Below are 24,642 nucleotides of genomic sequence, written 5' to 3'. Positions count from 1 at the left end.
TGCCAAAGGTCGGGATTCGGCGTAAAGTGGCAAGCCAACCACAACATCTGGGGCTTTGCCGTGGCTGACACCATAAATCTGGTAAAACTCTGCGTCGGAGCAGAGAAAGTCGAGGATCTTGATGCCTGGCAAGCCATGCGTATGGGGCAGTCAGGTTTGCCCAACCCCCGGCACGTCACCCGCATGTGGCCAAAGCGCGAGGCCGAGCTGTTGAACGGCGGGTCACTTTATTGGGTGTTTAAGGGGTTCATTCTTGCCCGCCAAAGCCTTGTGCGGCTGGAAGAGGTGATCGGTGATGACGGCATTCGCCGCTGCGCACTCGTTTTGGACCCGAATGTCGTTCGAACCGAAAGCCAACCGCGCCGCGCCTTTCAAGGATGGCGCTATTTGACGCCCGAGGATGCACCGCGTGATCTGGCCACAGGCAGTGCAAACAAAAACGATACCGCATTGCCGCACGAGCTTGCGGCCGCTCTTGCAGATATTGGTATTCGTTAACCCGCGCCTTGCTGTCACAAAACGGAATCGTTTGTGGGCCAGTCTGACCCTGCGACCGATTCCCGATCAGGCTGGTGGCCCGCTGGTCCGATCAAGTCTCGCGCAGCGCGTGCTCCCGTCACCGTCTCGCACGCGACGAACCCCCAGCAGCGATCCCCAAGCCGCTGGGGGTATTCGTTCTGCAAGCATCATTCTCGCAGGCCCCGATCCGGGTCTGGACACTCGACTGCGCCCTGATACTCTCGCGCCAACATTTCAGGAGGCTCAGATGGCAACCGGCACCAATATCCGCACTTATTTTAATGGCACATGGCACAATGGTGACGTTCCAATCATGAAGGCCGCCGATCACGGGTCTTGGCTGGGCACGACCGTGTTTGACGGTGCACGATATTTCGAAGGCATTCATCCCGACCTGGAACCGCATTGCGCCCGCGTGAACCGATCAGCCAAGGCACTGATGATCACGCCAACGGTCACCACACAAGACATGGTCGAGATCGTGAAAGAGGGCTTGTCGGCTTATCCGAAAGATGCCGCCGTCTATATTCGTCCAATGTACTGGGCCTTGGACGGGGGTGATCTGGGTGTCGTGCCCAAAGAGGGTGCGACCGGCTTTGCGGTGGCGCTTGAAGAAATCCCCATGGCGCCCCAGACCGTGTCGACCACCTTGGCGACCACCCGGTTTCGGCGCCCAGTTATGGATGACGCCGTGGTGGATGCCAAAGCTGGCTGTCTCTATCCAAACAACGCCCGCATGCTGGCCGAAGCCCGCGCAAACGGCTATGGAAACGCATTGGTTGCGGATGCCCTTGGCAATGTCGCCGAAACCGCCACCGCCAATATATTTATGATCCGTGATGGGGAAGTCTTCACCCCCATCGCCAATGGCTGCTTTCTGGCAGGCATCACCCGCGCGCGCCACATTGCCAATATGCGTGCCGATGGGATGAAAGTGCACGAAACCGTTCTGACATTTGATGATTTCCGCAACGCCGACGAGGTCTTCATGTCCGGCAATATGATGAAGGTCACCCCTGTCAGCGAGTTTGATGGCACGATGTATAACTCGGGCCCGGTAACCCGCCGGGTGCGCGAGCTTTACTGGGACTGGGCCCATTCCAATGCGTAAGATGCGCATCACGGTTCTGACCCTGTTGGTCGGGACCGTTGGCGCGGCCATTGCATGGGCCATCGACATGCCGATGGGATATCTGGTTGGTCCCGCTCTGACCGTGGCCGTCGCAAGCCTTTATGGGATGAAGACAGACATCGCGCCACCGATCCGCAATGTGATATTCGTTCTGGTCGGCCTGACTGTTGGCTCAATGGTCACGCCAACAAGCATCGAAGCGGTCTTACGCTGGCCCATCGCCTTTGCGCTTTTAGCCGCGCTGACCGTCGCCACCCCATTTATCGGCCGGTGGTTTCTAACCCGATACATGGCGTTTGGTCGGGACGAAGCCTTTTTGTCTGCCGCTCCGGGTCATCTAAGCCTTGTCGTTTCGCTATCTGATAGCCTTGGCATTCCAATCGCGCGACCGGCCATCTTGGCGTCATTCCGGGTGCTGGCACTCAGCCTGTTTGTCCCGATCGCTGCCCGCCTGTCCGGGATCGACCTTGGCCCCGGCTTGCCCCTGGGGCGCGAAACCTCACCTTGGTTGATCATCGGGATCGAGCTTGCCCTCGCCCTCGCCCTCGCGCCGATCCTTGTCAGGTTGCGACTGCCCGCACCGGTGTTGCTCGCGGCCATGATCGTTGCTGCGGTCTTTCATCTGGGCGGGGTGGCCGACGGGAACCTACCTCCATGGGTCAGCCAGGTCGTGCTGGTAATGATGGGATGCCTAATCGGCACGCGTTTTTCTGGTGTGACTTGGCACGAGCTGCGTCACAATCTTTTCGCAGGGTTGATCGTCGTCGTCCTGACCGCCACGCTGGCCGCAATGTTCGCGACGCTTGCGTCGTATGTTTCGGGCCTACCGTTGATTGACGTCCTGATCGGGTTTGCTCCCGGCGGGCTTGAGACCATGATCATCGTCGGTGTCGCCATGGGCGGCGACCCTAGTTTCATCGCCTCGGCCCATGTGGGGCGCCTTGTTTTATTGGCTATCGTGATCACCGCTTATGCGACAAGAATTGCGCGCCAGAAACCGGGTGAAAACGATGGACAGCCCCCCGCGCCTCGGGCAAACTGATCCCGATTTTGGAGGACGAACATGCGCAAGTTTCTTGTGATCCTGGATGACAGTCGCGAATGCCTGAACGCGATGCGATTTGCCGCCATGCGGGCGGCCAAAACCGGCGGAGGCGTCGAGGTACTTTCGATCATTCCCCCAGATGAATTCAATCACTGGATCGGTGTCGGCAACATCATGCGCGAAGAAGCGCGAGAGCGGATCACGGTCCATTTTGAGGTATTCGCAAAGTGGATGCGCGACCGTCAGGGGATCGACCCCGAACTGGTCATCCGCGAGGGCGAAGCTGTGCCCGAGATCATGGCACAAATCAATGAAGACCCCGAAATCGGTGTCCTTGTCCTTGGGGCGGGGGCCGAAAAACAGGGTCCCGGGCCGATTATCAACCAGATGATGCGGGCCTCAGCCACGCTGCCGGTTCCGATGACCATTGTACCCGGAGAGATGTCGAAAGATCGGTTGGAAGAAATTTCCTAACCCCCGGCCCCGCTTGACTCTGGCTCGTATGGCACCCATATCAAACCTGACAATAAAGGTGCGCCAATCATGTTCATTCAGACTGAATCCACTCCGAACCCCGCGACGTTAAAATTCCTACCCGGCCAAGCCGTTTTGGGTACCGGTACGGCAGATTTTCCGACTGCGGACACTGCGGGAAGTTCGCCTTTGGCAGAACGCATTTTTAAGGTGCAGGGCGTGACTGGCGTTTTCTTTGGTGCGGATTTTGTGACCGTCACTAAGGGTGAAGACACCGAGTGGGACCACATCAAACCCGCCATCCTTGGCGCGATTATGGAGCATTTCCAGTCTGGCCAACCCGTCATGGCAGGTGAAGCAACCGCGCCTTCTGGCCACGCTGATCACGACGGTGAAGATGGCGAGATTGTAGAACAGATCAAAGAACTGCTTGATACCCGTGTGCGTCCTGCCGTTGCGCAGGATGGCGGGGACATCACGTTCCACGGCTTTGATCGCGGCATCGTTTACCTGCACATGCAGGGTGCCTGCGCGGGTTGCCCGTCCTCAACCCTGACGTTGAAGATGGGTATCGAAAACCTGCTGAAGCACTATATCCCGGAAGTGGTCGAGGTTCGTCCTGTTGCCGCATAGTCCATTGATACTGGCGTTTGACACATCGGCCGCGCATTGCGCGGCCGCTTTGCTGTCCGGCGACAAGATCATCGTGTCGCGACACGAAAACATGGCACGGGGACAGGCAGAGCGCCTGATGCCGCTGCTGGAAGAGGTCCTTGCCGAAGCACAGAAAACATGGCGGGATCTGAACGCCATTGGCGTCGGCGTCGGTCCAGGCAACTTCACAGGCATCCGAATCTCAGTCGCGGCGGCGCGTGGGTTGGCCCTATCGCTGGGAGTGCCCGCGATTGGTGTGTCTTCCCTTGAAGCGCAGGCGCTGGATGCTCAGCGTCCAGTCTGGTCATTGATTGATGCACGCCGTGATCATCTTTATGCGCAATATCTGCGTCCAGATGGGGAACATGAACACCCCACCCTTCTATCAGCTGCCGAGGCCTCTGCTCTGGACGGCGCGCGCATCGGTCCGCTGACATCGATCGATCCTGCGCCGGCGATTGCATTTTTGGCGCGCGACAGGCTGGCGGTTTCCGACAAGCAGCCTATTCTTCGTCCCGCGCCACTTTACATCCGGTCCGCTGACGCGGCGCCACCTCGGGATCCCGCCCCCGCGATCCTGCCCTGACCTGCTATAACCCCTCTATGTCCGGCATTCCGAACCCATCCCCCTCCGCAATGGCTCAGATCCATGCGGCCGCGTTCCAAGAAGCGCGGCCATGGAGCGCGGACGAAATCGACACGCTTATGTCGTCCAAACATGTCTTTGTCGTGATGGTTGATGACGGCTTTGCAATGGGGCGTGTGATCATCGACGAGGTGGAGCTACTGACCATCGCCGTGCGTCCGGAAGCGCAAGGACAAGGTCTGGGTCGCGCGCTTTTGTTGGGCTTCGAGGAAACTGCATATCATCGCGGCGCCTGTCGCGGGTTTCTGGACGTCGCAGAGGACAATATCTCGGCACGCCACCTGTACCGGTCATCAGGTTGGACCGAATCTGGTCGGCGCAGGAACTATTATGCACGCCAAACGGGTGATTTTGTCGACGCGATCCTGCTGAGCAAGTAGTTTCCGCAGCGTGAACCTCCTGAAAAATAGGCCTTACGCGCCCGACGAGAAAACTTACTGTTGACCCTCCCCTTGCCCTCCGCTCAAAATCCCGGATGATCCTTTTCAGCGATCTGCTCGCAGACTTTGGGAATCGGCCGACATACCGTCTGTCCCCAACAACAAAAACAAATGGGAGTACACACATGACCCTGATGAAAACCCTACTTGGCGCAGCCGCGTCGTTGGCCCTGACCGCAGGCGCGGCGCTGGCCGAACCCGCGATCATTTTCGACCTTGGCGGCAAGTTCGATAAATCGTTCAACGAAGCTGGCTACAACGGCGCTGAGAAATGGGCCAAAGAAACCGGCGGTAAATATCTGGAGATTGAACTTCAGTCTGAAGCCCAACGCGAACAGGCGCTGCGTCGTTTTGCCGACACGGGTGCAAACCCGGTGATCACCATGGGTTTTGCGATGTCGACACCAATCTCGGAGGTCGCACCCGACTATCCTGACACCACGTTCGTCGCGATTGACGGCTGGTCTGACGCGCCAAACGTCCTGAACATCGCGTTCTCGGAGCATGAAGGCTCTTACCTTGTGGGCATGCTGGCCGCTCAAGCTTCGAAATCCGGTACCGTCGGCTTTATTGGCGGCATGGACATTCCGCTGATCCGCAAATTTGCCTGTGGCTATGCCGAAGGTGTAAAGGCCGTAAACCCAGACGCCAAGATCATCGCCAACATGACAGGCACCACGCCTGCGGCATGGAACGACCCGGTTAAGGGCGGCGAATTGACCAAAGCACAGATCAGCCAAGGCGCTGACGTGGTATACGCTGCCGCTGGTGGCACCGGTCTTGGTGTTCTGCAAACCGCAGCCGACGAAGGCGTTCTTTCGATCGGTGTGGATTCGAACCAAAACCACCTGCATCCAGGCAAGGTTCTGACCTCGATGATGAAACGCGTGGATGTTGCTGTTTATGAATCCATGAAAGCGGGCGCTGACCTGAAACCGGGTGTGCAGGTGATGAACCTTGGCGCAGAAGGTGTTGGCTACGCACTGGACGACAACAATGCAGCACTTATCTCGCCCGAGATGAAGGCCGCTGTTGACGCTGCTGCTGCCAAGATCATCTCTGGTGACATTGCCGTCCACGACTATACGTCGGACGACACCTGCCCGAACCTGGACTTCTGATCCAGCGATGTCAGATGTGAACAAAGGGGGGCAACAGGCGACTGTTGCCCCCGCTATCGAACTTCGCGGCATCTCGAAGGCCTTTGGCCCTGTGCAGGCGAACAAGGACATTTCGATTTCTGTCCAACCCGGTACGATCCATGGGATCATCGGAGAAAATGGTGCGGGTAAGTCGACGCTTATGTCCATCCTCTATGGGTTTTATAAAGCCGATGAAGGTCAGGTCTTCATTCACGGTAAGGAAACCCAGATCCCCGACAGCCAAGCCGCAATTCGCGCTGGCATCGGGATGGTGTTCCAGCACTTCAAACTGGTTGAGAATTTTTCAGTGCTTGAGAATGTGGTGCTCGGGGTCGAGGAAGGCGCGATGTTGCGGCCATCCCTTGCAAAAGCACGCAAGTCGCTCAAGTCACTGGCCGAGGAATATGAACTCCACGTTGACCCAGACGCCCTGATCGAAAATTTGGGGGTCGGTGTTCAACAACGTGTTGAGATCCTAAAGGCGCTCTATCGCGAAGCCGACATTCTGATCTTGGACGAGCCGACCGGTGTGTTGACCCCGGCCGAAGCGGACCACCTGTTTCGCATCCTGAACGGTCTGCGTGATCAGGGTAAGACGATTATTCTGATCACCCACAAATTGCGCGAAATCATTGAGATTACGGATACTGTATCCGTGATGCGTCGCGGTGAGATGACGGCGACGGTCAAAACCAAGGACACAAGCCCCGAAGAGCTGGCCGAGCTGATGGTGGGGCGCAAAGTTCTGTTACGTGTCGACAAAGTACCCGCCCAACCCGGCGAAAAAGTCCTTGAGGTCAATAATCTACACATGGTCGATAGCCATGGCGTAGAGCGGCTGAAGGGCATCTCGCTTGATGTTCGCGCAGGCGAAATCTTGGGTATTGCTGGTGTTTCCGGCAACGGGCAGTCTGAATTGATGGAGGTGCTTGGTGGCTATGCAACCGCCACCGGCGAGATCCGCGTGAACGGAGACCCCATTGATTTGACAGGAAAATACTCCGATGGGAGATCACGGCGCGCACGCGGTATCGCGCATGTGCCCGAAGACCGGCAAGAGCATGGTCTGATCATGGATTTCCCCGCCTGGCAGAACGTCGTTTTCGGATACCATCACGAGCCAGAGTACCAGAAAAACAAGTTTCTGATGGATAACGCGAAGATGTTGGAAGTGGCGCAGGACAAGATGGACCGGTTCGATGTCCGTCCTCCAAACCCTCAGCTTGCGGCCAAGAATTTCTCGGGCGGCAACCAGCAAAAAATCGTCGTTGCGCGCGAGATTGAGCGCAATCCCGATTTGCTGCTGGTCGGTCAGCCGACCCGTGGCGTCGATATCGGGGCGATCGAGTTCATCCACAAACAAATCATCGCGCTGCGCGATCAAGGCAAAGCCATCCTGTTGGTGTCGGTCGAACTGGAAGAGATTCTGTCTCTTAGTGACCGAATTGCCGTCATGTTCGACGGTCACATCATGGGCGAGCGCCTGCCAGACAAAACCGATGAACGCGAGCTTGGTCTGCTGATGGCCGGTGTCACCGGAGAAGGTGAAAACTAATGGACAAGATGCCAAAATGGGCCGATGTGGCCCTTATTCCGTTCTTAAACCTACTGATTGCCTTTGTGCTTTCGGGGCTGGTTATTCTTGCCATCGGTGAAAACCCGATAGAGGCGCTGAAAACGATGATCACCGGCGCGCTGGGTTCGACCTATGGCTGGGGTTACACGCTGTACTATGCCACCAATTTCATCTTCACTGGGCTTGCGGTCTCGATCGCGTTCAAAGCGGCGATGTTTAATATTGGTGGCGAGGGTCAGGCGATGATCGGGGGCTTGGGGGTTGCGCTTGTATGCCTCTATATCCCGTTCCCCCACTGGTCGGTCGCACTTATATTTGCGATGGTCGGTGGCGCCGTGTTTGGCGCGGCGTGGGCCGTCATCCCAGCCTTCTTGCAGGCCCGCCGTGGCAGCCATGTGGTGATCACGACAATCATGTTCAACTTCATCGCGGCATCGCTTCTAAATTACGTTTTGGTCAACGTCCTTCGCCCGACTGGTTCAATGGACCCGGCCACAGCCAAGTTTCCCGAGGCAACGCACTTGCCAACTTTGCACGACATCCTTGCACCATTGGGTATCGCGTTCTCGAAGTCTGCGCCGGTAAACGTCTCGCTTTTCATTGCACTGATTGCCTGCGTTGTCGTCTATCTGCTGATGTGGCGGTCGCGACTGGGGTATGAGATCAGATCCTTCGGCCTGTCACCCGGCGCATCGACATATGCTGGTATTTCGTCCTTCAAGATCATTATGATCGCGATGATCCTGTCGGGTGGGCTGTCTGGCATGATGTCCATCAACAACACGATGGGCGAGGCTGAGCGGTTGGTTCTGAACTCGGTCGAGGGTGCAGGGTTTATCGGTATTGCCGTGGCGCTGATGGGACGAAACCATCCTTTCGGTGTGCTATTGGCGGCCCTGCTGTTCGGTTTCCTTTATCAGGGGGGCAGTGAACTTTCACTTTGGTCAAGCATTCCACGCGAACTCGTCATCGTTATTCAGGCGCTGGTAATCTTGTTTACGGGCGCATTGGACAACATGGTCCGCATGCCGGTTGAACGCGCCTTCATTCGCGCAGCGAAGCGGAGGGCCAACTGATGGATTTCCTAACGATCATCCAGATTTCTGACAGCGCCCTGCGCCTCGCGACGCCGCTTCTGCTGGCTTGCCTTGCAGGGTTGTTTTCTGAACGCGCCGGTATTTTCGATATCGGGCTAGAGGGTAAAATCCTTGTCTCTGCCTTTTTGGCTGCCGCCGTGGCGTCCGCCACTGGCTCGGTTTGGCTGGGGCTTCTGGCCGGGATCGCCGGTTCACTGCTGTTCTCGGCTGTGCACGGCGTTGCGTCGATCACCTTTCAAGGCAATCAGCTGATCTCGGGCGTTGCGCTGAACTTTTTGGCTTCGGGCATCACGATCCTTATCGGGACCGCGTGGTTCAGTCTGGGTGGCCGAACCCCCAGCTTGTCGGGAGGCGAGAGGTTCTCGCCCGTTGAACTGCCGTTCGCAAACGCCGTCGCAGACGTGCCGTACCTTGGACCGATATACTCCGACCTCCTGTCCGGTCACACGATACTGGTCTATGTCGGGTTACTTATGGTGCCGCTGTCCTGGTTCGTCCTCTATCGCACCCGCTTTGGTTTGCGTCTGCGCGCGGTCGGGGAAAACCCGGCGGCGGTGGATACAGCCGGTATTTCGGTTGTGAGACTGCGGTACATTTCGATGGCCATCGCTGGTGTGCTGTGCGGTTTGGCCGGCGCATATCTGTCCACAGGTCTTGCCGCTGGCTTCGTTAAGGAAATGAGCGCTGGCCGCGGATATATCGCGCTGGCTGCACTGATCTTCGCAAAATGGCGCCCATGGTACGCTCTTTATGCGACACTGCTATTCGGTTTGCTTGAAGCGATTGCCAACAGGTACCAGAATATCGACCTGGGTGGCTTTATCGTACCTGTACAGTTCATGCAGGCCCTGCCTTATATCCTGACTGTGGTCATCTTGGCAGGTTTCGTTGGCAAGGCGGTCGCTCCGAAAGCAGGTGGGCAACCCTATGTCAAAGAACGCTGACGCGCTCGCCCAACAGGTGCGGGCGCTGGCAGGCCCGGAACCGGTCGAAGTTGGGCTGGTTCTGGGGTCGGGCCTCGGACACCTCGCCGACACTGTTGATGGGATTTCAATCCCCTATGACCAGTTGGACGGGTTTCCACAACCGCATGTGTCGGGCCACAACCCCAAACTGGTCATCGGCCAGATGGAGGGTACCCGCGTGGCCGTCTTTGGCGGCCGGTCGCATTACTACGAAGCCGGCAAGCCCGACGCCATGCGCTTGCCCTTGGAGCTTTTGAAAGCTCTCGGGGCAGATCGGTTGATCCTGACCAACGCGGCGGGTTCCATGCGGCCTGACATACCGCCGGGCGAGTTGATGTTGATCTCGGATCACATCAATTTCTCGGGTCTGAACCCGCTGATTGGAGAGCCATCAGACGCGCGTTTCGTCCCGATGGGCGGGGCCTACGACGCCGACATGCAATCCGCATTCTCCAAAATTGCCGCAGATGAAGGTATCACCCTGACCCCGGGTATCTATGCTTGGTATTCTGGCCCGTCATTTGAAACCCCCGCCGAGATTAAGGCTATTCGCACGCTTGGTGCGGATGCTGTCGGCATGTCGACTGTGCCCGAAGTGATTCTCGCCCGGTTCCTGGGTTTGCGTGTCGCTGCCTTCTCGACCATCACAAACATGGCTCAGGGCATGTCGGACGAGGCAATTAGCCACGAACACACCAAGGCTATGGCACCACTTGGAGCTAAAAAGCTGGAAAAACTGGTTCGGCGCTACTTAACGCGTGACTAAGCCCTGCCTTTTAGGCCAATAAAGGCGCAATCACACACAGACACGCATCCAGCCTAGAGTTCATTGCACTATGCAGATTTACCTGCCGATCGCCGAGGTTTCCGTTAACGCCTTTTTGCTGCTCGGACTCGGGGGGCTTGTGGGCGTACTTTCGGGAATGTTTGGTGTCGGCGGTGGCTTCTTGATGACCCCGCTTCTGTTTTTCATCGGCATCCCTCCGGCCGTCGCTGTTGCGACCGAGGCCAACCAGATTGTCGCAAGCTCGTTTTCTGGCGTTCTTGCGCATTTGAAGCGAAAGACGGTGGACCTCAGGATGGGTGGGGTGTTGCTGGTCGGTGGCTTGATCGGCGCGGCACTGGGTGTACAGCTCTTTAACGCCCTGAAAGCCATCGGTCAGGTCGACCTGTTGGTCAAACTGTCCTACGTCCTGTTTCTTGGCATTATCGGCTCTCTCATGTTTGTGGAAAGCCTTCGTGCGTTGATGAAGTCGCGCGGCGGTGCCGTGCCGAAACGGCGTAAGCACACATGGGTACATAACCTGCCCTTCAAGATGAAGTTCCGCACGTCTGGCCTGTATATCTCGGTCATTCCGCCCATTCTTGTGGGCGTGTTGGTTGGTATCCTTGCCGCCATCATGGGCGTCGGCGGTGGTTTCATCATGGTGCCGGCGATGATCTATCTTTTGGGGATGCCAACCAAAGTCGTGGTCGGAACATCACTGTTTCAGATCATCTTTGTGACCGCATTCACCACGCTTTTGCATGCCACAACCAACTATACCGTCGACATGGTGTTGGCCGTGCTTTTGCTGATCGGCGGCGTCATCGGGGCGCAGATCGGGGCGCGGATCGGCGTGAAGCTTAAAGCAGAGCAGTTGCGGGTATTGCTGGCGCTTATGGTGCTTGTCGTGTGCGGCAAACTTGCGCTCGATCTGCTAATTCAGCCCTCTGAACTGTTTGAAATCGGTACAGGAGGAGGTCACTGATGCGTCGTCTGTTTGCCCTTCTTGCCCTTACCGTTCTGAGCGCCCTGCCCCTGCGGGCGGAAAGCGTCGTGGCTGGTCTGAGCCAGAACCATGTGTCGATCACCGCCACGTTTGTGGGTTCGGAAATCCTGATTTTTGGTGCGGTGAAACGCGACACTCCGCCACCAACAGATGACGCACTTCAGGTGATCGTCGTTGTTGAGGGCCCATCTGATCCCGTGACTGTACGCCACAAGGCCAAGCGGTTTGGCATTTGGGTGAACACCGAGTCAATTGAGCTGGCCGCGGCACCTAGTTTCTATGCCGTTGCGACATCCGGCACGCTTGAGGAAACCGTATCGACCCTGGACGACCTTCAGCGGCAGATTTCGGTCGAACGCGCGATCCGCATAAGCGACAACCCCTTCACCAACGAAGACCCGCGCGAATTTACCCGTGCGCTTATTCGTATCCGCGAGAAGTCGGGGCTGTATAAGCTCATGGAAGGTGAAGTGAATCTGCAGGAAGAAACGCTGTTTGACACCCGCATTGCCCTGCCCGCTAACTTGACCGAGGGCGACTACCGTACCCGCATCTATCTGACTCGCGCTGGCCGCGTGGTCTCGGAATATGAAACGGTTATCGACGTTCAGAAGGTCGGGTTAGAGCGCTGGATTTACAACCTCGCGCATGAACAGCCATTGATCTATGGTCTGTTGTCTTTGGTAATCGCGATTGCCGCTGGCTGGGGCGCGTCTGCGGCGTTCCGTGTGCTGCTCCGCACCTAAGCGACGGCCTATCCGCGCCCGATATAGGGCATTTTAGTCGCCATCACCGTCATGAATTGCACATTCGCCTCGGGCGGCAGCTGGGCCATGTGCAATACCGATCTGGCCACATCACCGACGTCCATGGTCGGCGGCACCGGTGCCGCCTCGCTGGCCGCTTTTTCGATAACACCCGCCAACAACTCGGTCCGGGCGTTGCCAATATCGATCTGGCCGCACGCGATATCAAAGGGCCGGCCATCAAGGCTCAACTGTTTGGTCAGCCCGGTTATCCCATGCTTGGTAACGGTGTAAGCCACAGCCCCGTCGCGAGGGACATGGGCGCTGATTGATCCGTTGTTGATGATCCGCCCACCCTGTGGATCCTGCATGCGCATATGCTTGAAAGCGGCGCGTGCGCAAAGAAACATGCCGGTCAAATTTACTGCAACCGCACGGTCCCAATCGGCGACAGGCACCTCGTCGATGGGCGCAGCTTCGGTAAACAGCCCCGCATTGTTAAACAGAACATCCAGCCGCCCGGCCTGCGATTGGAACGATCCAAAAGCCGAGGCCACCTGCGCAGGATCACAGACATCCGCCGGAATTACGATGGCGTTCGGCTTGTCCGACGCAATGTTTTGAAGCACATCCTCGCGACGCGCCAACAGACCGACAATCCAACCCTCCGCCAAAAACAACTCTGCCGTTGCGCGGCCGATGCCTGCGCTGGCGCCGGTAATCAAGATGCTAGGCATCATCCACCCCCTGCGCCTCTAAAGCCAGCGCCACGGGTTTGGCCGGCAGATCACCGGTCGACAGATCGCCTTCGGGCCGTGCCATCGCATAGCGTTTGACCCAATGCAGCCGCGTCTCGGCCCGCGTGATCGCGACATAGGCCAGACGCTTCCAAAGCGGCAAACCAGCTTCGGTACGCCCTGCACGAGACGCCGCCCAGATATCGGGTGCAAAGACCTGCACTTCGGGCCATTGCGAGCCCTGCGCCTTATGGATCGTCACGGCCGCGCCATGCAGAAATGCGGCGCCCATGCGCGCGGCATAGGGTATGAAAGGCTCTTCTTCGTCCGGCAACTCGATCTTGATGATAGATGCCGCAGAAACCTGAGGATCCTCTGCCCCCAACACATGCAACCGAGAAAAGCCTTCGCGTTTGCCGGGACCAAGATAAACACATTGCGCCCCTTTAATCAGCCCGCGCGCTTCTAGATCAATGCGCTTCTTGCGGTGTTTCAATGGCAATTCGATCCCATCGCAGATCAACGGCTCCCCGGGCAATAGTTCATGATCCGGCGCACCAAACGCATTTCGGAATGCGCTGATCAAACGCACACGGGTCACATTGCGCCAAACCAGAACGGGAGATCGCGCCATCAGATCGGCATTCACACGGGGGGCCAGCACGACGCGGTCATCGGATGCGGCGGCATCCTCGATCATCCGTTCAAATGCCGGAAAATCCAGCGTGTCATCCGCAAGCGCATGAGCCAGATCAAGGATCGGATTGTCCAGTTCCTGCCTATGGATACGGTGCAAGACCATCTTTCGTTTGTCACCCAAACGATCAAAAATCATCTCGCCGGACTGACCAACCGGAGCCAATTGCGCGGGATCACCAAACAGAACAAGTGTTGGGAATATCTCTCTTAGATCGTTGAATTGCTTTTCATCCAACATCGAGCTTTCATCAACAAAGCCGATGTCCAACGGATCATCCCGGCGTTTCCAGCCTGTTATGAAATCGGACCCACGCAGTCCAGCAGCGGCGAGCGCACCGGGTATCGATTTCTGGGCCTGATAAAACGCGTAAGCCCGGTCCAGCGCCTCGTCCGTTAACCCCTCGATTTCCGGTCGTTCACCATTGCCTGCCAGCCATTCGGCAATTTTCTCGTACTCCGGGTCGTAGACGGGCGTGTAAAGGATCCGGTGGATCGTCGTCGCTGGAACCCCGCGATTGCGCAATACACTGGCGGCTTTATTGGTGGGGGCCAGTATGGCAAGTGTACGGCGATCCTTGCGCCGTTTCCCTTCCCAATCACCCGACACAATATCGACGCCAGCCTCTTCCAAAGCCTTATAAAGCTCGGCCAACAGCATGGTTTTGCCGGAACCCGCTTTCCCGATGACAGCCATCACATGGGACTTGCCGTCGGACAGTGGCGTAAGGAGGGCATCGTCAAGATTAACGCCCGCGCCACGCAGCATTTCTGCCACGCGGTCATGGGCGTCAGCTTGGTCGTCAGAGTAGGTCAGGGGCGCGCCTGTGGTCATAGCGCGACCCTAACCTGCGCTCTAATCATGCGCCAGCAACTAGGCGCATGTTGGTCCGATAATCTTACGCGGTGGCGGGCATCGCCTCTGGTGTAGTGACACGCTGGCCAAGGCCCAGCGAATACCGCAGCCAATTCTTGCTGGTCTCACGGCTTACACCGACGCGTTCCAGCGTTGGTTCGAACGCCTCGTCATTCATCGACCAAAGGCCGACCCCGATACGATCTTTACCCTCACCAGACGTGCCAACCACTTCCGGTTCAAGTCCCATCAGGCGATAGATGCGTTCCATCCGAGGGTCGAAGACACCGACGTAATGGCGCAGCTTGAAGGCATCCATGATCTCGCCAGCGCCCAGTGCCAAAGCAGCAGAAGCGCGACGATCCGCACCTGGAGCGAGGCAAAAGCGCGTGCATTCCCAGATCAGCGGGCTTTCGATATGCACGCCATCGGTCAGATGATCAAAGTGGTCGTTGACCATGGTCTGTCCCACCGTGGGTAGAAATCGCATCGACCCGCCGTGACGGCCGTCGGCCTGTTCCCAGATCACATAGAGCGGATTCATCGCGTCGTATTCGTCCCGCTCGTGGCCCGCCTCGTCAACATGAACGTCCCAGCCCAAACGGCGTGAGAATTGTTCAGCCCGATCACGGAACATGGTGTCTGCAAGCAGCGGAAAGTTGTTTAAATCATTACCATAGAGATAGCGCAGCATCGGTTTGGCTCCTTTGTCCGATAAGTTAGCCAAATCATGGTCGCCGTATGGTTAAATTAAGGCAAATGTCTTATGCGTTTTAGGCGAATTTTATACTATTATGATCCCTGTCGACAACGCACGCGCTACCGCATGGGTTGTATTCATGGCGCCTAATTTGTGCCGCGCTGATTCTATATACACCCTCAGAGTGTGTTCTGAGATGCTCATCTCAGCCGCTGATTGCGCGCGGTTCATCCCCTTGGCCAGGCAGGTCATGGCAGATAGTTCACGCGGAGACAGCGCAGGGGACTGCCCGTCCTGCCCCCAATTTTCGAATTCCAGTGCCTTTTTATTGAGCTCATGAGAAATGATCATCAGGTCACGCGTATTGTCATCAACAAAGGCTTCCCATACGTCATCTTCAGCCGTGTTATTCATCGTAAACAGGGCAAATTGACCGTTCGGGCCACGGATTGGAATGGTGAACCCTTGGTTGCCAAGACCGTGGTCCATAGCGTCCTGATACATCTCGCGTGCAGCTTTCGACGACCAGTCTAGTTCCTTCCACACGACAGGTGTAAATCTTTGAAAACAACCAAAAATCACTGGGTCAATGCGCAGATAGTCTTTCTCAAGATAGCGATCAACCCACTCCGCGCTGTAAGTTCCAGCACCGAATCTTTCGCCCACGGAATTGACCCAATGATAGACCGTATGCGCGACCTCATAGTGATCGCGCAGCGCTTCGGTTACGCTTTGAAGATCTTCAAGCGAGCTCGCCGCCTGCAACGTAGAGACAAGGTCTTCCAGCCGATTTCTCATTTACGCGCGTGTTCTCCGTCTCTTGACGTGAAGCGCTCGCAATTTCGGTCATCGCGATCAATCGCGCGTCATCCAGCTGTTCAGCTGTAATGTCCAAACCGTTTTTCACCGCGTAAGCTTTCAAGTCAGTAAGAACATCAATGATCCATTCGTCAGACATGTAAAGCCTCGATCTCGCATTCTGGGAAAACAACTTTCGCATGTGAAATTTTATCTTTGTATTCACGCATTTGACCTCCCCATAAATAGCGAGGTAAAATTTGCTAAGTAACTGATGTCGAGTATTATCGACCAATTGGTCAAATTTGCAGTTCAGGTGATTCGGCTTTTATCCCTACGAAGTCATTCAAATTCCGCACAAAAAAGCCCCTCGCCCGAAGTGAGCGAGGGGCTGGATTTTCACCGGGAAACCGCTCTACTTGGGAGCGCTCTCCAAGGCATCTTCAAACGTACGAAGCCCAGTCTTCGGCGCTTGTACCAGCACCGACATGTTGCCCGGCTTGTGCTCATTTCGATACATCTTCATGTGTGCCGCAGGAATTTCATCCCAAGGGAAGACTTCTGACATGTGAGGGTCGATGCGACGCTCAATCATAAGCTTATTGGCCGATGCGGCTTGTTTAAGATGCGCGAAGTGCGATCCCTGAAGGCGTTTTTGATGCATCCAAGTGTACCGCACGTCGAACGTGCAATTGAAGCCGGTGGTGCCTGCACAGATCACGACCATGCCGCCCTTCTTACAAACAAGGTTCGATACCGGGAAGGTTGCCTCGCCGGGGTGTTCAAACACGATGTCAACGCTGTTACCTTTGCCTGTGAACTCCCAGATCGCCTTGCCGAAGCGGCGGGCTTCCTTGAACCAGGCATCATATTCGGGCGTGTTCACGGTGGGCAATTGTCCCCAACAGTCGAACTCCTTGCGGTTGATCACACCCTTAGCGCCCAGACCCAATACGAAGTCACGCTTGTCTTCGCCCGAGATCACGCCGATGGCGTTCGCACCAGCCGCGTTGGCCAGCTGGATGGCATAGGAACCCAAACCGCCCGAAGCGCCCCAGACCAACACGTTTTGGCCGGGCTTCAATTCGTGTGGGTGGTGACCAAACAGCATCCGGTACGCGGTCGCCAGTGTCAGCGTGTAGCAGGCGCTTTCTTCCCAGGTCAGGTGCTTGGGGCGCGGCAGCAACTGCTGCGCCTGAACGCGGGTAAACTGCGCAAAAGACCCATCTGGTGTCTCATAGCCCCAGATCCGCTGGCTTGGTGAATACATCGGGTCGCCGCCGTTGCATTCCTCATCATCGCCATCGTCCTGGTTACAGTGGATCACGACTTCGTCGCCCACTTTCCAGCTTTTCACCTTGTCACCGACAGCCCAGACGATGCCGGAGGCGTCTGATCCCGCAACGTGATAGTCCTGTTTGTGAACGTCGAACATGCTGATCGGCACGCCAAGACCTGCCCAGATGCCGTTATAGTTCACACCGGCCGCCATCACCATCACCAACACCTCGTGGCTGTCCAGCTTGGGTGTTTCAACGACCTCTACTTGCATCGCCTGATTGGGCTCACCTTGACGCTCGCGGCGGATCGCCCAAGCATACATTTGCTCGGGCACATGACCCAAGGGTGGCATTTCGCCGATTTCGTACAGGTCTTTTTTCGGGGCATCGTATTCCGCGATGCTGGGTTGCGTGTCCAAAGCCATGAGGGCCTCCTGAAGTTGCGCGTTATCTGATTCTTGTGCCGCAGTGCAGAAATGCGGCTGCTAATGCAGCATTACGGATCAGCTCGCAAGATTGCAACCTCAATTGATCTATTTTTGTAATTTTATGTCGCGCTGAAATTCCGTATCCATATCGTCATTCTGGCAAAACGACTGCATCCGCGACTTCAGCCGGAGTCAGGTCCGAGATATGAACGGTGCTGATTTGATCGGACAGATGCGCGATGGAGTTGGCATAATAGGCTAGGATCAACCGATCAGGTTGGTTGATCTTGAATATCGCGTCCGCCCCTTCGCCCGTCTCAGTGATCAGCTTACGCAGCTTTAATAATCTAATGCCAACCTCGGCAGCATATGACAGATCACCACGCGGCAAATGTACATGCGCACCTTTGCCCTCCATATCTGCAATGAGCTCCTTGAAGCGCACTTCGATCTGCTGACGCGTGTGTACTTCACCTTCAAGCATGATTGCGGCGACCAGCGGAACCGGTAAGACCGGTACAACATCGCGAATACGGGACATCAACTCCTCGCCCAAATCCTCAAGCACATCTTCTGATGTGTGATCTGCCAGAAAGCCCTCTAACGACAAAGGTGCCCCGAACGACACACTTGCATAGCCAAAGCGATGGAACTTGCCGGTCAGGCGCTGCCAGAAATGTCGCCCCACATGGCGCGCAACGTACTTGAAGCGTAGCCCAAACCGGCGATTGCCTTTGATGTCCGCCGTCACCAGAACCCGATCCTCAAGAACGCGGTCATAGTTCATTGCAACAGGTACGAAGACCACATTTCGGTTCTGTTCAGGATCGAAGTCCTGAACGAGATAACTCAGCAGACCAAGCTTCGGCCCGCCTACGGTCCCGTTCAGGCTTAGCCCGCCTTCAGGGAACATGGCCTGTGTGACGCCGCCGTCCGTTGCCAACCGCACATAGCGCGACAGCACTTTGCGATAGAGCGCATTGCGGCTTTTGCGGCGGATAAAATAGGCGCCCATGGACCGGATGAGCGTTCTAAGTGGCCAAACCCGCGCCCATTCTCCGACCGCATAAGAAAGATGAGATCGCTCTGCCGCAAGCCAAGTGACCAACACATAGTCCATGTTCGAACGGTGGTTCATCACAAATACCACTGTCGAATCTGCGTCGATCTCGCTCAATCGCGCCTCGTCAAACGCGCCAAGGCGCACGCGATAGAACGCTCGGCTCAGAAGTTTTGCGATCCAGATACCAAAGCCGAAATAGGCCGTTGCCGAAAACCGAGGGACGATTTCGCGGGCATAGCGCTGCGCCTGCTCAAACGCGACCTGCTCTGGCACTCCGGACTTGCGGGCGTGTTCGACAATCGCCTTAGCAACCTCGGGGTCATAGGACAGACGCTGAACCATGTCGTAGCGGCGCGCGAGCTTAAAGGGCTCAATCGGGCGCTCGAGCTTTTCGTTCAGTTGCGCCACGGCCCGTTCCAGTCGCTTTCGGAAAAACCAGCGAACAGATGGGAACAAAAAATGCGAGGCAAAGGTCACGATGGCAAAGGCCAGGACCAGAATTAGCAACCAAAGAGGCAATTCCACCATACGCGTCATTGCGCTAGATTTTCAGGAAACAGCGGCAAGGTAAAGGCATAGCACACCAGCGATTTTGTGACCGAACCAAGTGCACGCGACGGGTTCCGGTCCGCAACCCAGCCCAAACAAAGCATGACGTAATATTGTTCCGATAAAAATCCCCCCTTGCGTAATATTCTTGCGTCTGCGAAAAATGCTGCAGCGCAACATAAGGTGAGTCTCTGCCATGTCTTCGAACAGCCCGAATGCCCCGGCCCGCCCTTGGCTTTTCCGCACCTATGCGGGTCATTCGACCGCGAAAGCCTCGAACGAGCTTTACCGCACCAATCTGGCCAAAGGTCAGACCGGACTTTCCGTTGCCTTCGATCTGCCCACACAAACGGGCTATGACAGTGACCACAAGCTGTCGCGCGGCGAAGTTGGTAAGGTAGGTGTACCGTTAAGCCATCTGGGCGACATGCGCGCGCTGTTCAAAGACATTCCGCTTGAGCAGATGAACACTTCGATGACGATCAACGCTACTGCGCCATGGCTATTGTCGCTCTATATCGCCGCCGCCGAAGAACAGGGCGCCGATGTCTCGAAATTGCAGGGCACGGTTCAGAACGACATCATCAAAGAGTATCTAAGCCGTGGCACCTATGTATGCCCACCGAAACCATCACTGCGCATGATCACAGATGTCGCCGCTTATACGCGCGAGCACCTGCCCAAATGGAACCCGATGAACGTGTGTTCCTATCACCTGCAAGAAGCTGGCGCGACGCCCGAGGAAGAACTGGCATTTGCATTGGCCACGGCGATCGCCGTTTTGGATGACCTAAAGGAAAAAGTCCCTGCCGAGGCTTTCCCCGCTATGGTCGGCCGCATCAGCTTCTTCGTGAACGCCGGCATTCGCTTCGTCACAGAGCTGTGCAAGATGCGCGCCTTTGTGGAGCTGTGGGACGAGATCACCCGCGAACGCTATGGTGTCGAGGACCCCAAGTTCCGCCGCTTCCGTTACGGTGTGCAGGTCAACTCGCTTGGCCTGACCGAGCAGCAGCCAGAAAATAACGTCTACCGCATCCTGATCGAGATGCTGGCGGTGACCCTGTCGAAAAACGCCCGCGCCCGTGCGGTGCAGCTGCCCGCTTGGAACGAAGCGCTTGGCCTGCCCCGCCCGTGGGACCAGCAGTGGTCGCTTCGTATGCAGCAAATTTTGGCGTATGAGACCGACCTTCTGGAGTTCGATGACCTCTTTGATGAAAACCCAGCAGTGGAAAGCAAGGTATCCGAGTTGAAGGACGGGGCCCGGGCTGAACTGGCGCAGATCGACGGTATGGGGGGCGCCGTGGCAGCCATCGAATACATGAAGTCGCGTCTGGTGGAATCAAACGCCGCGCGCATCGGCAAGATCGAGGTCGGAGACACCACTGTTGTTGGCGTGAACAAGTGGCTTGAAACCACAGAAAGCCCACTGACCGCCGGGGATGGAGCGATCATGGTCGCCGACCAAGAGGCCGAAGCGGATCAAATCACACGTTTGGAACAATGGCGGACGGATCGCAACGACGCGGATGTGACCAAAGCGTTGAACGCCCTGCGCGCCGCCGCCAAGTCAGGCGAGAACATCATGCCCTCGTCCATTGCAGCTGCAAAAGCTGGCGTGACAACCGGCGAATGGGGCGAGGTTATGCGCCAAACCTTCGGCCAGTATCGCGCGCCGACTGGTGTGTCCAAGAACCCATCGAACCGCACCGAGGGGCTGGATGAAATCCGCGCCCGCGTAGATGCTGTGTCCGATGCCCTTGGCCGCCGCTTGACCTTTCTTGTCGGCAAACCCGGGCTGGACGGTCACTCAAACGGGGCGGAGCAAATCGCCGCCCGCGCCCGCGATTGCGGAATGGACATCACCTATGAAGGCATCCGCCTGACACCCGAAGAACTGGTCGCCTCGGCGCTCGAGACAAAGGCACATGTGGTCGGCCTGTCAATCTTGTCCGGCAGTCACATCCCGCTTCTTGAAGAGTTGATCCACCGAATGAAAGAAGCCGGTCTGGGCGATGTGCCTGTTGTGGCGGGTGGCATCATCCCCGATGACGACGCCGAACGCCTCCGCGCCATGGGCGTGGCTAAGGTTTATACGCCCAAGGATTTCGAGCTGAACACGATCATGGAAGACATCGTGACACTGGTCGCGCCCAAATCGGTTGCTGCTGAATAGACGCTATTCGTCCAAAGAACCCAGTTTCTTAACAAGTTGATCGTAGGAATAGGATTGGGCAACCTTGCCCATGTCACCTTCTTCAAATTTTGCATCCATCGGCAGACAACCGATGCCGCAAATTTGACTGGTCACCATATCTTCGCTGTCGACGTACCAAAGGCGTCCGCCCGGCGTCGCAACCCATCCGTCAATACCTTCGGCTTCATCACCTTCCATATCCTCGCCCGATGGCACCTCGTTTGCATAACGGCGCGAGAACGCCCCATGGGTGTGATATGATGCGATAATCGTTTCAATATTTAGCGGATCATCGGGCAGGCAAGATCCCTTACGCCCCCGTTTTGCCTTCGAGGCGACCAACTTGCCGCTGTCACTATATCCGATATACCCGCAGAATTCGCGATTGGCCTTAATCGAAATCGGCTGCAGTTTGGCAAACACCTTCTTGACCAACTGAAGCTCTCCGGGCTCTTGCGCTAGGGCAGGAAGAGGGACGATAAAGAGGGCAAAGAACAATTTACGCATAAGATACTCCGGCATCATTTTGCGTGACCTTACCCATAGGAGCTTCACATGACCATCCACATCGGGGCCGAACCCGGCCAAATCGCTGAAACTGTCCTTATGCCCGGTGATCCATACCGCGCACGTTGGGCGGCCGAGAATTTTCTAGAGGGCGCAGAGCTTGTCAACGAAGTGCGCGGAATGCTTGGCTTTACAGGTACTTACAAAGGCAATCGCGTCTCGATCCAAGGGTCCGGGATGGGCATGCCCAGCTTGTCGATCTATGCCAACGAATTGATCCGCGACTACGGGGCAAAGACGCTGATCCGCGTCGGGTCTTGCGGCGGGATGCAGCCTCAGGTCAAAGTGCGTGACGTTGTGATCGCTATGACTTGCACGACCGTTGCAACGCCGTCCAGCACCATGTTCCGCGAGCTGAATTTCTCGCCTTGCGCTGATTATGGCCTGCTGGAGGCGGCGGTTGCCGCGGCCCGCACCCGCGATGTGGGCGTCCATGTGGGCGGCATCTACAGCTCGGACACGTTCTATGACGAGCGCCCTGATCTAAACGAACAGATGACCCGTCACGGCATTCTCGGGGTCGAGATGGAGGCGGCCGAACTATATATGCTCGCCAATCGTTACGGTGTGCGTGCTTTGGGCATCATGACCGTGTCAGATCACTTGCAAACCGGTGAAGCACTGCCGTCGGACCAACGTGAAAAGAGCTTCGGTGATATGATCGAGATCGCTCTGGAAGCGGCCTTCGCGTAAGAATCCCAGTTGAACTAACTAAAAAGAGGCGCCAATTGGCGCCTCTTTTGCTTTGTGTCTTAACCTTTTTCGAGCGGAGCCGATGCGTCAGGTTTTGGGGCGGCTTCAGGCCACGGTTTTTGTGCCTTTCGGCGACCAAACCAACCTTGCCCCGGCCCATCCTCGCCATACCATTCTTCGTTTCTGGTGGCATACATCGTGGCCCCGATCGCCACAAACGCCAGCGTCGCGCCGGCCAGCAAAGCGTAGTCGGTGGAATAGAGGATCAGATAGAGCACAGCATACAGCAGCACCAACATCGCCCCCAGCACCCAGACTCGGGACCCGAGCTTCAGGGCAAACCTGCCAAACATGACCAACAGCAAAACCAGCGCGGCGGCGGCCCCGAGATAGGCCATCCCAAAGCCAACTTGTTCGGCATACGCCAGCATAAGTAGCGTAAACACCGCCTGAGATAACCCGATCAGCAAATACTGCACCGGGTGCACAGGTTTGCGGCTTTGCATGTCGATCAACAGGACTGTTAGGAACGTAAGCGACACGAACAAAATGCCATACCGCGCCGCCCTCCATGCCTTTTGGTAAAAGTCATTGGGCTGATAAAAGCTGACCCCAAAGGCCGTTTGATCGCGTGCGGTGCGCTCCATATCGACCCGAGAAATCTGTGGCAGGCTGCGGGCAAGGTGTGGGATCGTCCAAGTCGCCGTGAAGCCGGTTTCATTGATGTCTGATCCGTCGGGCAAAAACGCACCGCCGAAGCTGGGGTCCGGCCAATCGCTGATCATCTGCACATTGCTGGTACGCCCCACCGGTGCCACCCGAAGGTCCGACGCACCGTTAAAGGAAAGCGAAAGCACAAAGTCCTTCATCGCCTTGGCATCCGCAAGATCGGCCCGCAAACCGGCCTGACCGCTAAGAGGTTCCAATAGCAGGCTTTGGCCGTCTACGATCAGACTGGCCTCGCCGCGCAATGCGCGATTTGAGCTTACAGACAGCCGAAATTCGGACTGATCCCAAACGGCGTATTCGCCCTCGTTTAATGTCGCCTCAACCCGGTCAAATGGAAACTGGGCCGAGATGTCCGCCACCGCCTGATAGACCGGCACTTGAAAAATACCACGGTGGCGCATCTGCGTTTCGGTCGTGACCTGGACATCAAAGAGGTCGGGATAGATAAACAACGGCTCGCGTGTTTCGACCCGCTCTTCCTCGACCAGTTTTTGAAGGTTCTTGCCAGTTTCAGGGTCGCGTTCCACCAGCCCGGTCTCGGGGTCAATGACGTTGCGCAGCTCGCTCACCTTGACCCGCGCTTTCACCGGCACGACGATTTGCGGGCCCGAGATTGTTTGCGCCCCACCCCATTCCTGACCAACAGTCCTGATCGTATCTTCGGAATATGCCCGCCGCGAGTTGACGATGTCAGACACCATCATCAACGGGATGAACATCACAAGGCAAAGAATGCCAACAATAACAAAACGCCAACCTAAGGATCGCATTGGATACTCCACACTAATTTGGGTTGTAGAATATGCCAAAGCAGAGCGGCGACAAGCCTTTGTTATTCGCGGCCATGTGTCTGGTCATAGCCGCTGTGTTTCGGCGATTCCCAACCTGTCAAAGCACCATCTGCGGGCGCGAACACTTCGACCAGCAACGGATAGCAGGCGGCCTCGTCCGAACTATGTTCAGAAGAACAATCGCCGCCCGGGCACGCGCTGAGCGCGCCCAGCAAATCTATCTCGGCAAAAAACTGAACGACTACCGGCTGGCGCCGGTAGGATCGGCGATGTGATTTTCCAAGTACTGAAGTACGATGTCCTCTGTGATGGCACCGTTGGTGGTCGAGAAATACCCACGGCCCCAAAATCGC

At 56.7% G+C, this 24,642-nt stretch carries 25 protein-coding genes and 2 pseudogenes; 16 read left to right on the top strand and 11 right to left on the bottom strand.

Annotated features, from left to right (window positions below):
* Positions 1 to 60 precede the first annotated feature (60 nt).
* The 14 genes from V6N04_RS16540 to V6N04_RS16475 all read left to right on the top strand — a co-directional run bounded on the left by V6N04_RS16540 (position 61) and on the right by V6N04_RS16475 (position 12,208).
* Entirely contained in the window at positions 61 to 498 is a 438-nt protein-coding gene (locus V6N04_RS16540) for a DUF1489 family protein (protein WP_371171304.1), read from the top strand.
* A 268-nt stretch (positions 499 to 766) separates the two neighbouring features.
* Positions 767 to 1,630, top strand: a complete 864-nt coding sequence (locus V6N04_RS16535) for a branched-chain amino acid aminotransferase (protein ID WP_371171303.1) — start codon at positions 767 to 769, stop codon at positions 1,628 to 1,630.
* Positions 1,623 to 2,693, top strand: coding sequence for an AbrB family transcriptional regulator (locus V6N04_RS16530; protein ID WP_371171302.1), 1,071 nt, complete (start codon positions 1,623 to 1,625; stop codon positions 2,691 to 2,693). The genes V6N04_RS16535 and V6N04_RS16530 overlap by 8 nt, the downstream gene beginning before the upstream one ends.
* Positions 2,694 to 2,714: 21 nt before the next feature.
* Positions 2,715 to 3,170: a universal stress protein gene (locus V6N04_RS16525; protein ID WP_371171301.1), complete on the top strand. Its 456-nt coding sequence runs from the start codon at positions 2,715 to 2,717 to the stop codon at positions 3,168 to 3,170.
* A gap of 69 nt (positions 3,171 to 3,239) precedes the next feature.
* Positions 3,240 to 3,803 (top strand): NifU family protein, encoded by a 564-nt coding sequence (locus V6N04_RS16520; RefSeq protein ID WP_371171300.1) that lies wholly within the window; start codon positions 3,240 to 3,242, stop codon positions 3,801 to 3,803.
* The gene (gene tsaB, locus V6N04_RS16515) at positions 3,793 to 4,410 is read left to right on the top strand and encodes a tRNA (adenosine(37)-N6)-threonylcarbamoyltransferase complex dimerization subunit type 1 TsaB (RefSeq protein ID WP_371171299.1); all 618 of its coding nucleotides are present in this window, start codon (positions 3,793 to 3,795) and stop codon (positions 4,408 to 4,410) included. Before V6N04_RS16520 ends, tsaB begins: the two co-directional genes overlap by 11 nt.
* 17 nt (positions 4,411 to 4,427) lie before the next feature.
* Complete coding sequence (gene rimI / locus V6N04_RS16510; RefSeq protein ID WP_371171298.1) at positions 4,428 to 4,850, top strand: ribosomal protein S18-alanine N-acetyltransferase; 423 nt, start codon at positions 4,428 to 4,430, stop codon at positions 4,848 to 4,850.
* A gap of 185 nt (positions 4,851 to 5,035) precedes the next feature.
* The gene (locus tag V6N04_RS16505) at positions 5,036 to 6,031 is read left to right on the top strand and encodes a BMP family lipoprotein (protein WP_371171297.1); all 996 of its coding nucleotides are present in this window, start codon (positions 5,036 to 5,038) and stop codon (positions 6,029 to 6,031) included.
* A gap of 7 nt (positions 6,032 to 6,038) precedes the next feature.
* Complete coding sequence (locus tag V6N04_RS16500) at positions 6,039 to 7,607, top strand: ABC transporter ATP-binding protein (RefSeq protein WP_371171296.1); 1,569 nt, start codon at positions 6,039 to 6,041, stop codon at positions 7,605 to 7,607.
* Positions 7,607 to 8,704, top strand: coding sequence for an ABC transporter permease (locus V6N04_RS16495; protein WP_371171295.1), 1,098 nt, complete (start codon positions 7,607 to 7,609; stop codon positions 8,702 to 8,704). Before V6N04_RS16500 ends, V6N04_RS16495 begins: the two co-directional genes overlap by 1 nt.
* Positions 8,704 to 9,669, top strand: a complete 966-nt coding sequence (locus V6N04_RS16490) for an ABC transporter permease (RefSeq protein WP_371171294.1) — start codon at positions 8,704 to 8,706, stop codon at positions 9,667 to 9,669. The genes V6N04_RS16495 and V6N04_RS16490 overlap by 1 nt, the downstream gene beginning before the upstream one ends.
* Positions 9,653 to 10,456: a purine-nucleoside phosphorylase gene (locus V6N04_RS16485; RefSeq protein WP_371171293.1), complete on the top strand. Its 804-nt coding sequence runs from the start codon at positions 9,653 to 9,655 to the stop codon at positions 10,454 to 10,456. Before V6N04_RS16490 ends, V6N04_RS16485 begins: the two co-directional genes overlap by 17 nt.
* Positions 10,457 to 10,526: 70 nt before the next feature.
* Positions 10,527 to 11,441 (top strand): sulfite exporter TauE/SafE family protein, encoded by a 915-nt coding sequence (locus tag V6N04_RS16480; protein ID WP_371171292.1) that lies wholly within the window; start codon positions 10,527 to 10,529, stop codon positions 11,439 to 11,441.
* Positions 11,441 to 12,208, top strand: coding sequence for a TIGR02186 family protein (locus V6N04_RS16475; protein ID WP_371171290.1), 768 nt, complete (start codon positions 11,441 to 11,443; stop codon positions 12,206 to 12,208). The genes V6N04_RS16480 and V6N04_RS16475 overlap by 1 nt, the downstream gene beginning before the upstream one ends.
* Positions 12,209 to 12,216: 8 nt before the next feature.
* On the opposite strand, the gene V6N04_RS16470 is transcribed toward V6N04_RS16475, so the two are convergent.
* The 7 genes from V6N04_RS16470 to V6N04_RS16440 all read right to left on the bottom strand — a co-directional run bounded on the left by V6N04_RS16470 (position 12,217) and on the right by V6N04_RS16440 (position 19,294).
* Entirely contained in the window at positions 12,217 to 12,945 is a 729-nt protein-coding gene (locus V6N04_RS16470; RefSeq protein ID WP_371171289.1) for an SDR family oxidoreductase, read from the bottom strand.
* Positions 12,938 to 14,476, bottom strand: a complete 1,539-nt coding sequence (locus tag V6N04_RS16465; RefSeq protein WP_371171288.1) for an ATP-dependent DNA helicase — start codon at positions 14,474 to 14,476, stop codon at positions 12,938 to 12,940. The genes V6N04_RS16470 and V6N04_RS16465 overlap by 8 nt, the downstream gene beginning before the upstream one ends.
* A gap of 64 nt (positions 14,477 to 14,540) precedes the next feature.
* Positions 14,541 to 15,191, bottom strand: a complete 651-nt coding sequence (locus tag V6N04_RS16460) for an acyl-homoserine-lactone synthase (RefSeq protein ID WP_371171287.1) — start codon at positions 15,189 to 15,191, stop codon at positions 14,541 to 14,543.
* A 90-nt stretch (positions 15,192 to 15,281) separates the two neighbouring features.
* The gene (locus V6N04_RS16455) at positions 15,282 to 15,995 is read right to left on the bottom strand and encodes a helix-turn-helix transcriptional regulator (RefSeq protein WP_371171286.1); all 714 of its coding nucleotides are present in this window, start codon (positions 15,993 to 15,995) and stop codon (positions 15,282 to 15,284) included.
* The gene (locus V6N04_RS16450) at positions 15,940 to 16,155 is read right to left on the bottom strand and encodes a hypothetical protein (protein ID WP_371171285.1); all 216 of its coding nucleotides are present in this window, start codon (positions 16,153 to 16,155) and stop codon (positions 15,940 to 15,942) included. Before V6N04_RS16450 ends, V6N04_RS16455 begins: the two co-directional genes overlap by 56 nt.
* Before the next feature lie 255 nt (positions 16,156 to 16,410).
* Positions 16,411 to 17,700, bottom strand: a complete 1,290-nt coding sequence (ccrA, locus tag V6N04_RS16445; protein WP_371171284.1) for a crotonyl-CoA carboxylase/reductase — start codon at positions 17,698 to 17,700, stop codon at positions 16,411 to 16,413.
* A 154-nt stretch (positions 17,701 to 17,854) separates the two neighbouring features.
* Positions 17,855 to 19,294: a 1-acyl-sn-glycerol-3-phosphate acyltransferase gene (locus tag V6N04_RS16440; RefSeq protein WP_371171339.1), complete on the bottom strand. Its 1,440-nt coding sequence runs from the start codon at positions 19,292 to 19,294 to the stop codon at positions 17,855 to 17,857.
* A gap of 217 nt (positions 19,295 to 19,511) precedes the next feature.
* Here V6N04_RS16440 and V6N04_RS16435 point away from each other — a divergent pair, with 217 nt between their 5' ends.
* Entirely contained in the window at positions 19,512 to 21,488 is a 1,977-nt protein-coding gene (locus V6N04_RS16435; RefSeq protein WP_371171283.1) for a methylmalonyl-CoA mutase family protein, read from the top strand.
* A 3-nt stretch (positions 21,489 to 21,491) separates the two neighbouring features.
* Here the strand turns inward: V6N04_RS16435 and V6N04_RS16430 are convergent, their stop codons facing one another.
* Positions 21,492 to 22,016: a DUF4329 domain-containing protein gene (locus tag V6N04_RS16430; protein ID WP_371171282.1), complete on the bottom strand. Its 525-nt coding sequence runs from the start codon at positions 22,014 to 22,016 to the stop codon at positions 21,492 to 21,494.
* A gap of 48 nt (positions 22,017 to 22,064) precedes the next feature.
* Between V6N04_RS16430 and deoD the strand changes: the two genes are divergently transcribed.
* Positions 22,065 to 22,769 (top strand): purine-nucleoside phosphorylase, encoded by a 705-nt coding sequence (gene deoD / locus V6N04_RS16425; protein ID WP_371171281.1) that lies wholly within the window; start codon positions 22,065 to 22,067, stop codon positions 22,767 to 22,769.
* A 59-nt stretch (positions 22,770 to 22,828) separates the two neighbouring features.
* Here the strand turns inward: deoD and creD are convergent, their stop codons facing one another.
* The 3 genes and pseudogenes from creD to V6N04_RS19010 all read right to left on the bottom strand — a co-directional run.
* A complete protein-coding gene (creD, locus tag V6N04_RS16420; protein ID WP_371171280.1) occupies positions 22,829 to 24,268 on the bottom strand; it encodes a cell envelope integrity protein CreD in 1,440 nt (479 codons plus the stop codon).
* Between the two features lie 62 nt (positions 24,269 to 24,330).
* Positions 24,331 to 24,528, bottom strand: a pseudogene (locus V6N04_RS19015) (hypothetical protein); the annotation flags it as partial.
* 2 nt (positions 24,529 to 24,530) lie between these two features.
* Positions 24,531 to 24,642: pseudogene (locus V6N04_RS19010) on the bottom strand (IS200/IS605 family transposase); the annotation flags it as partial.

The organism is Aliiroseovarius conchicola, from assembly GCF_041403445.1.
GTDB classification, from domain to species: Bacteria; Pseudomonadota; Alphaproteobacteria; order Rhodobacterales; family Rhodobacteraceae; genus Aliiroseovarius; species Aliiroseovarius conchicola.
This window is presented reverse-complemented; position numbering and strand designations above follow the sequence as displayed.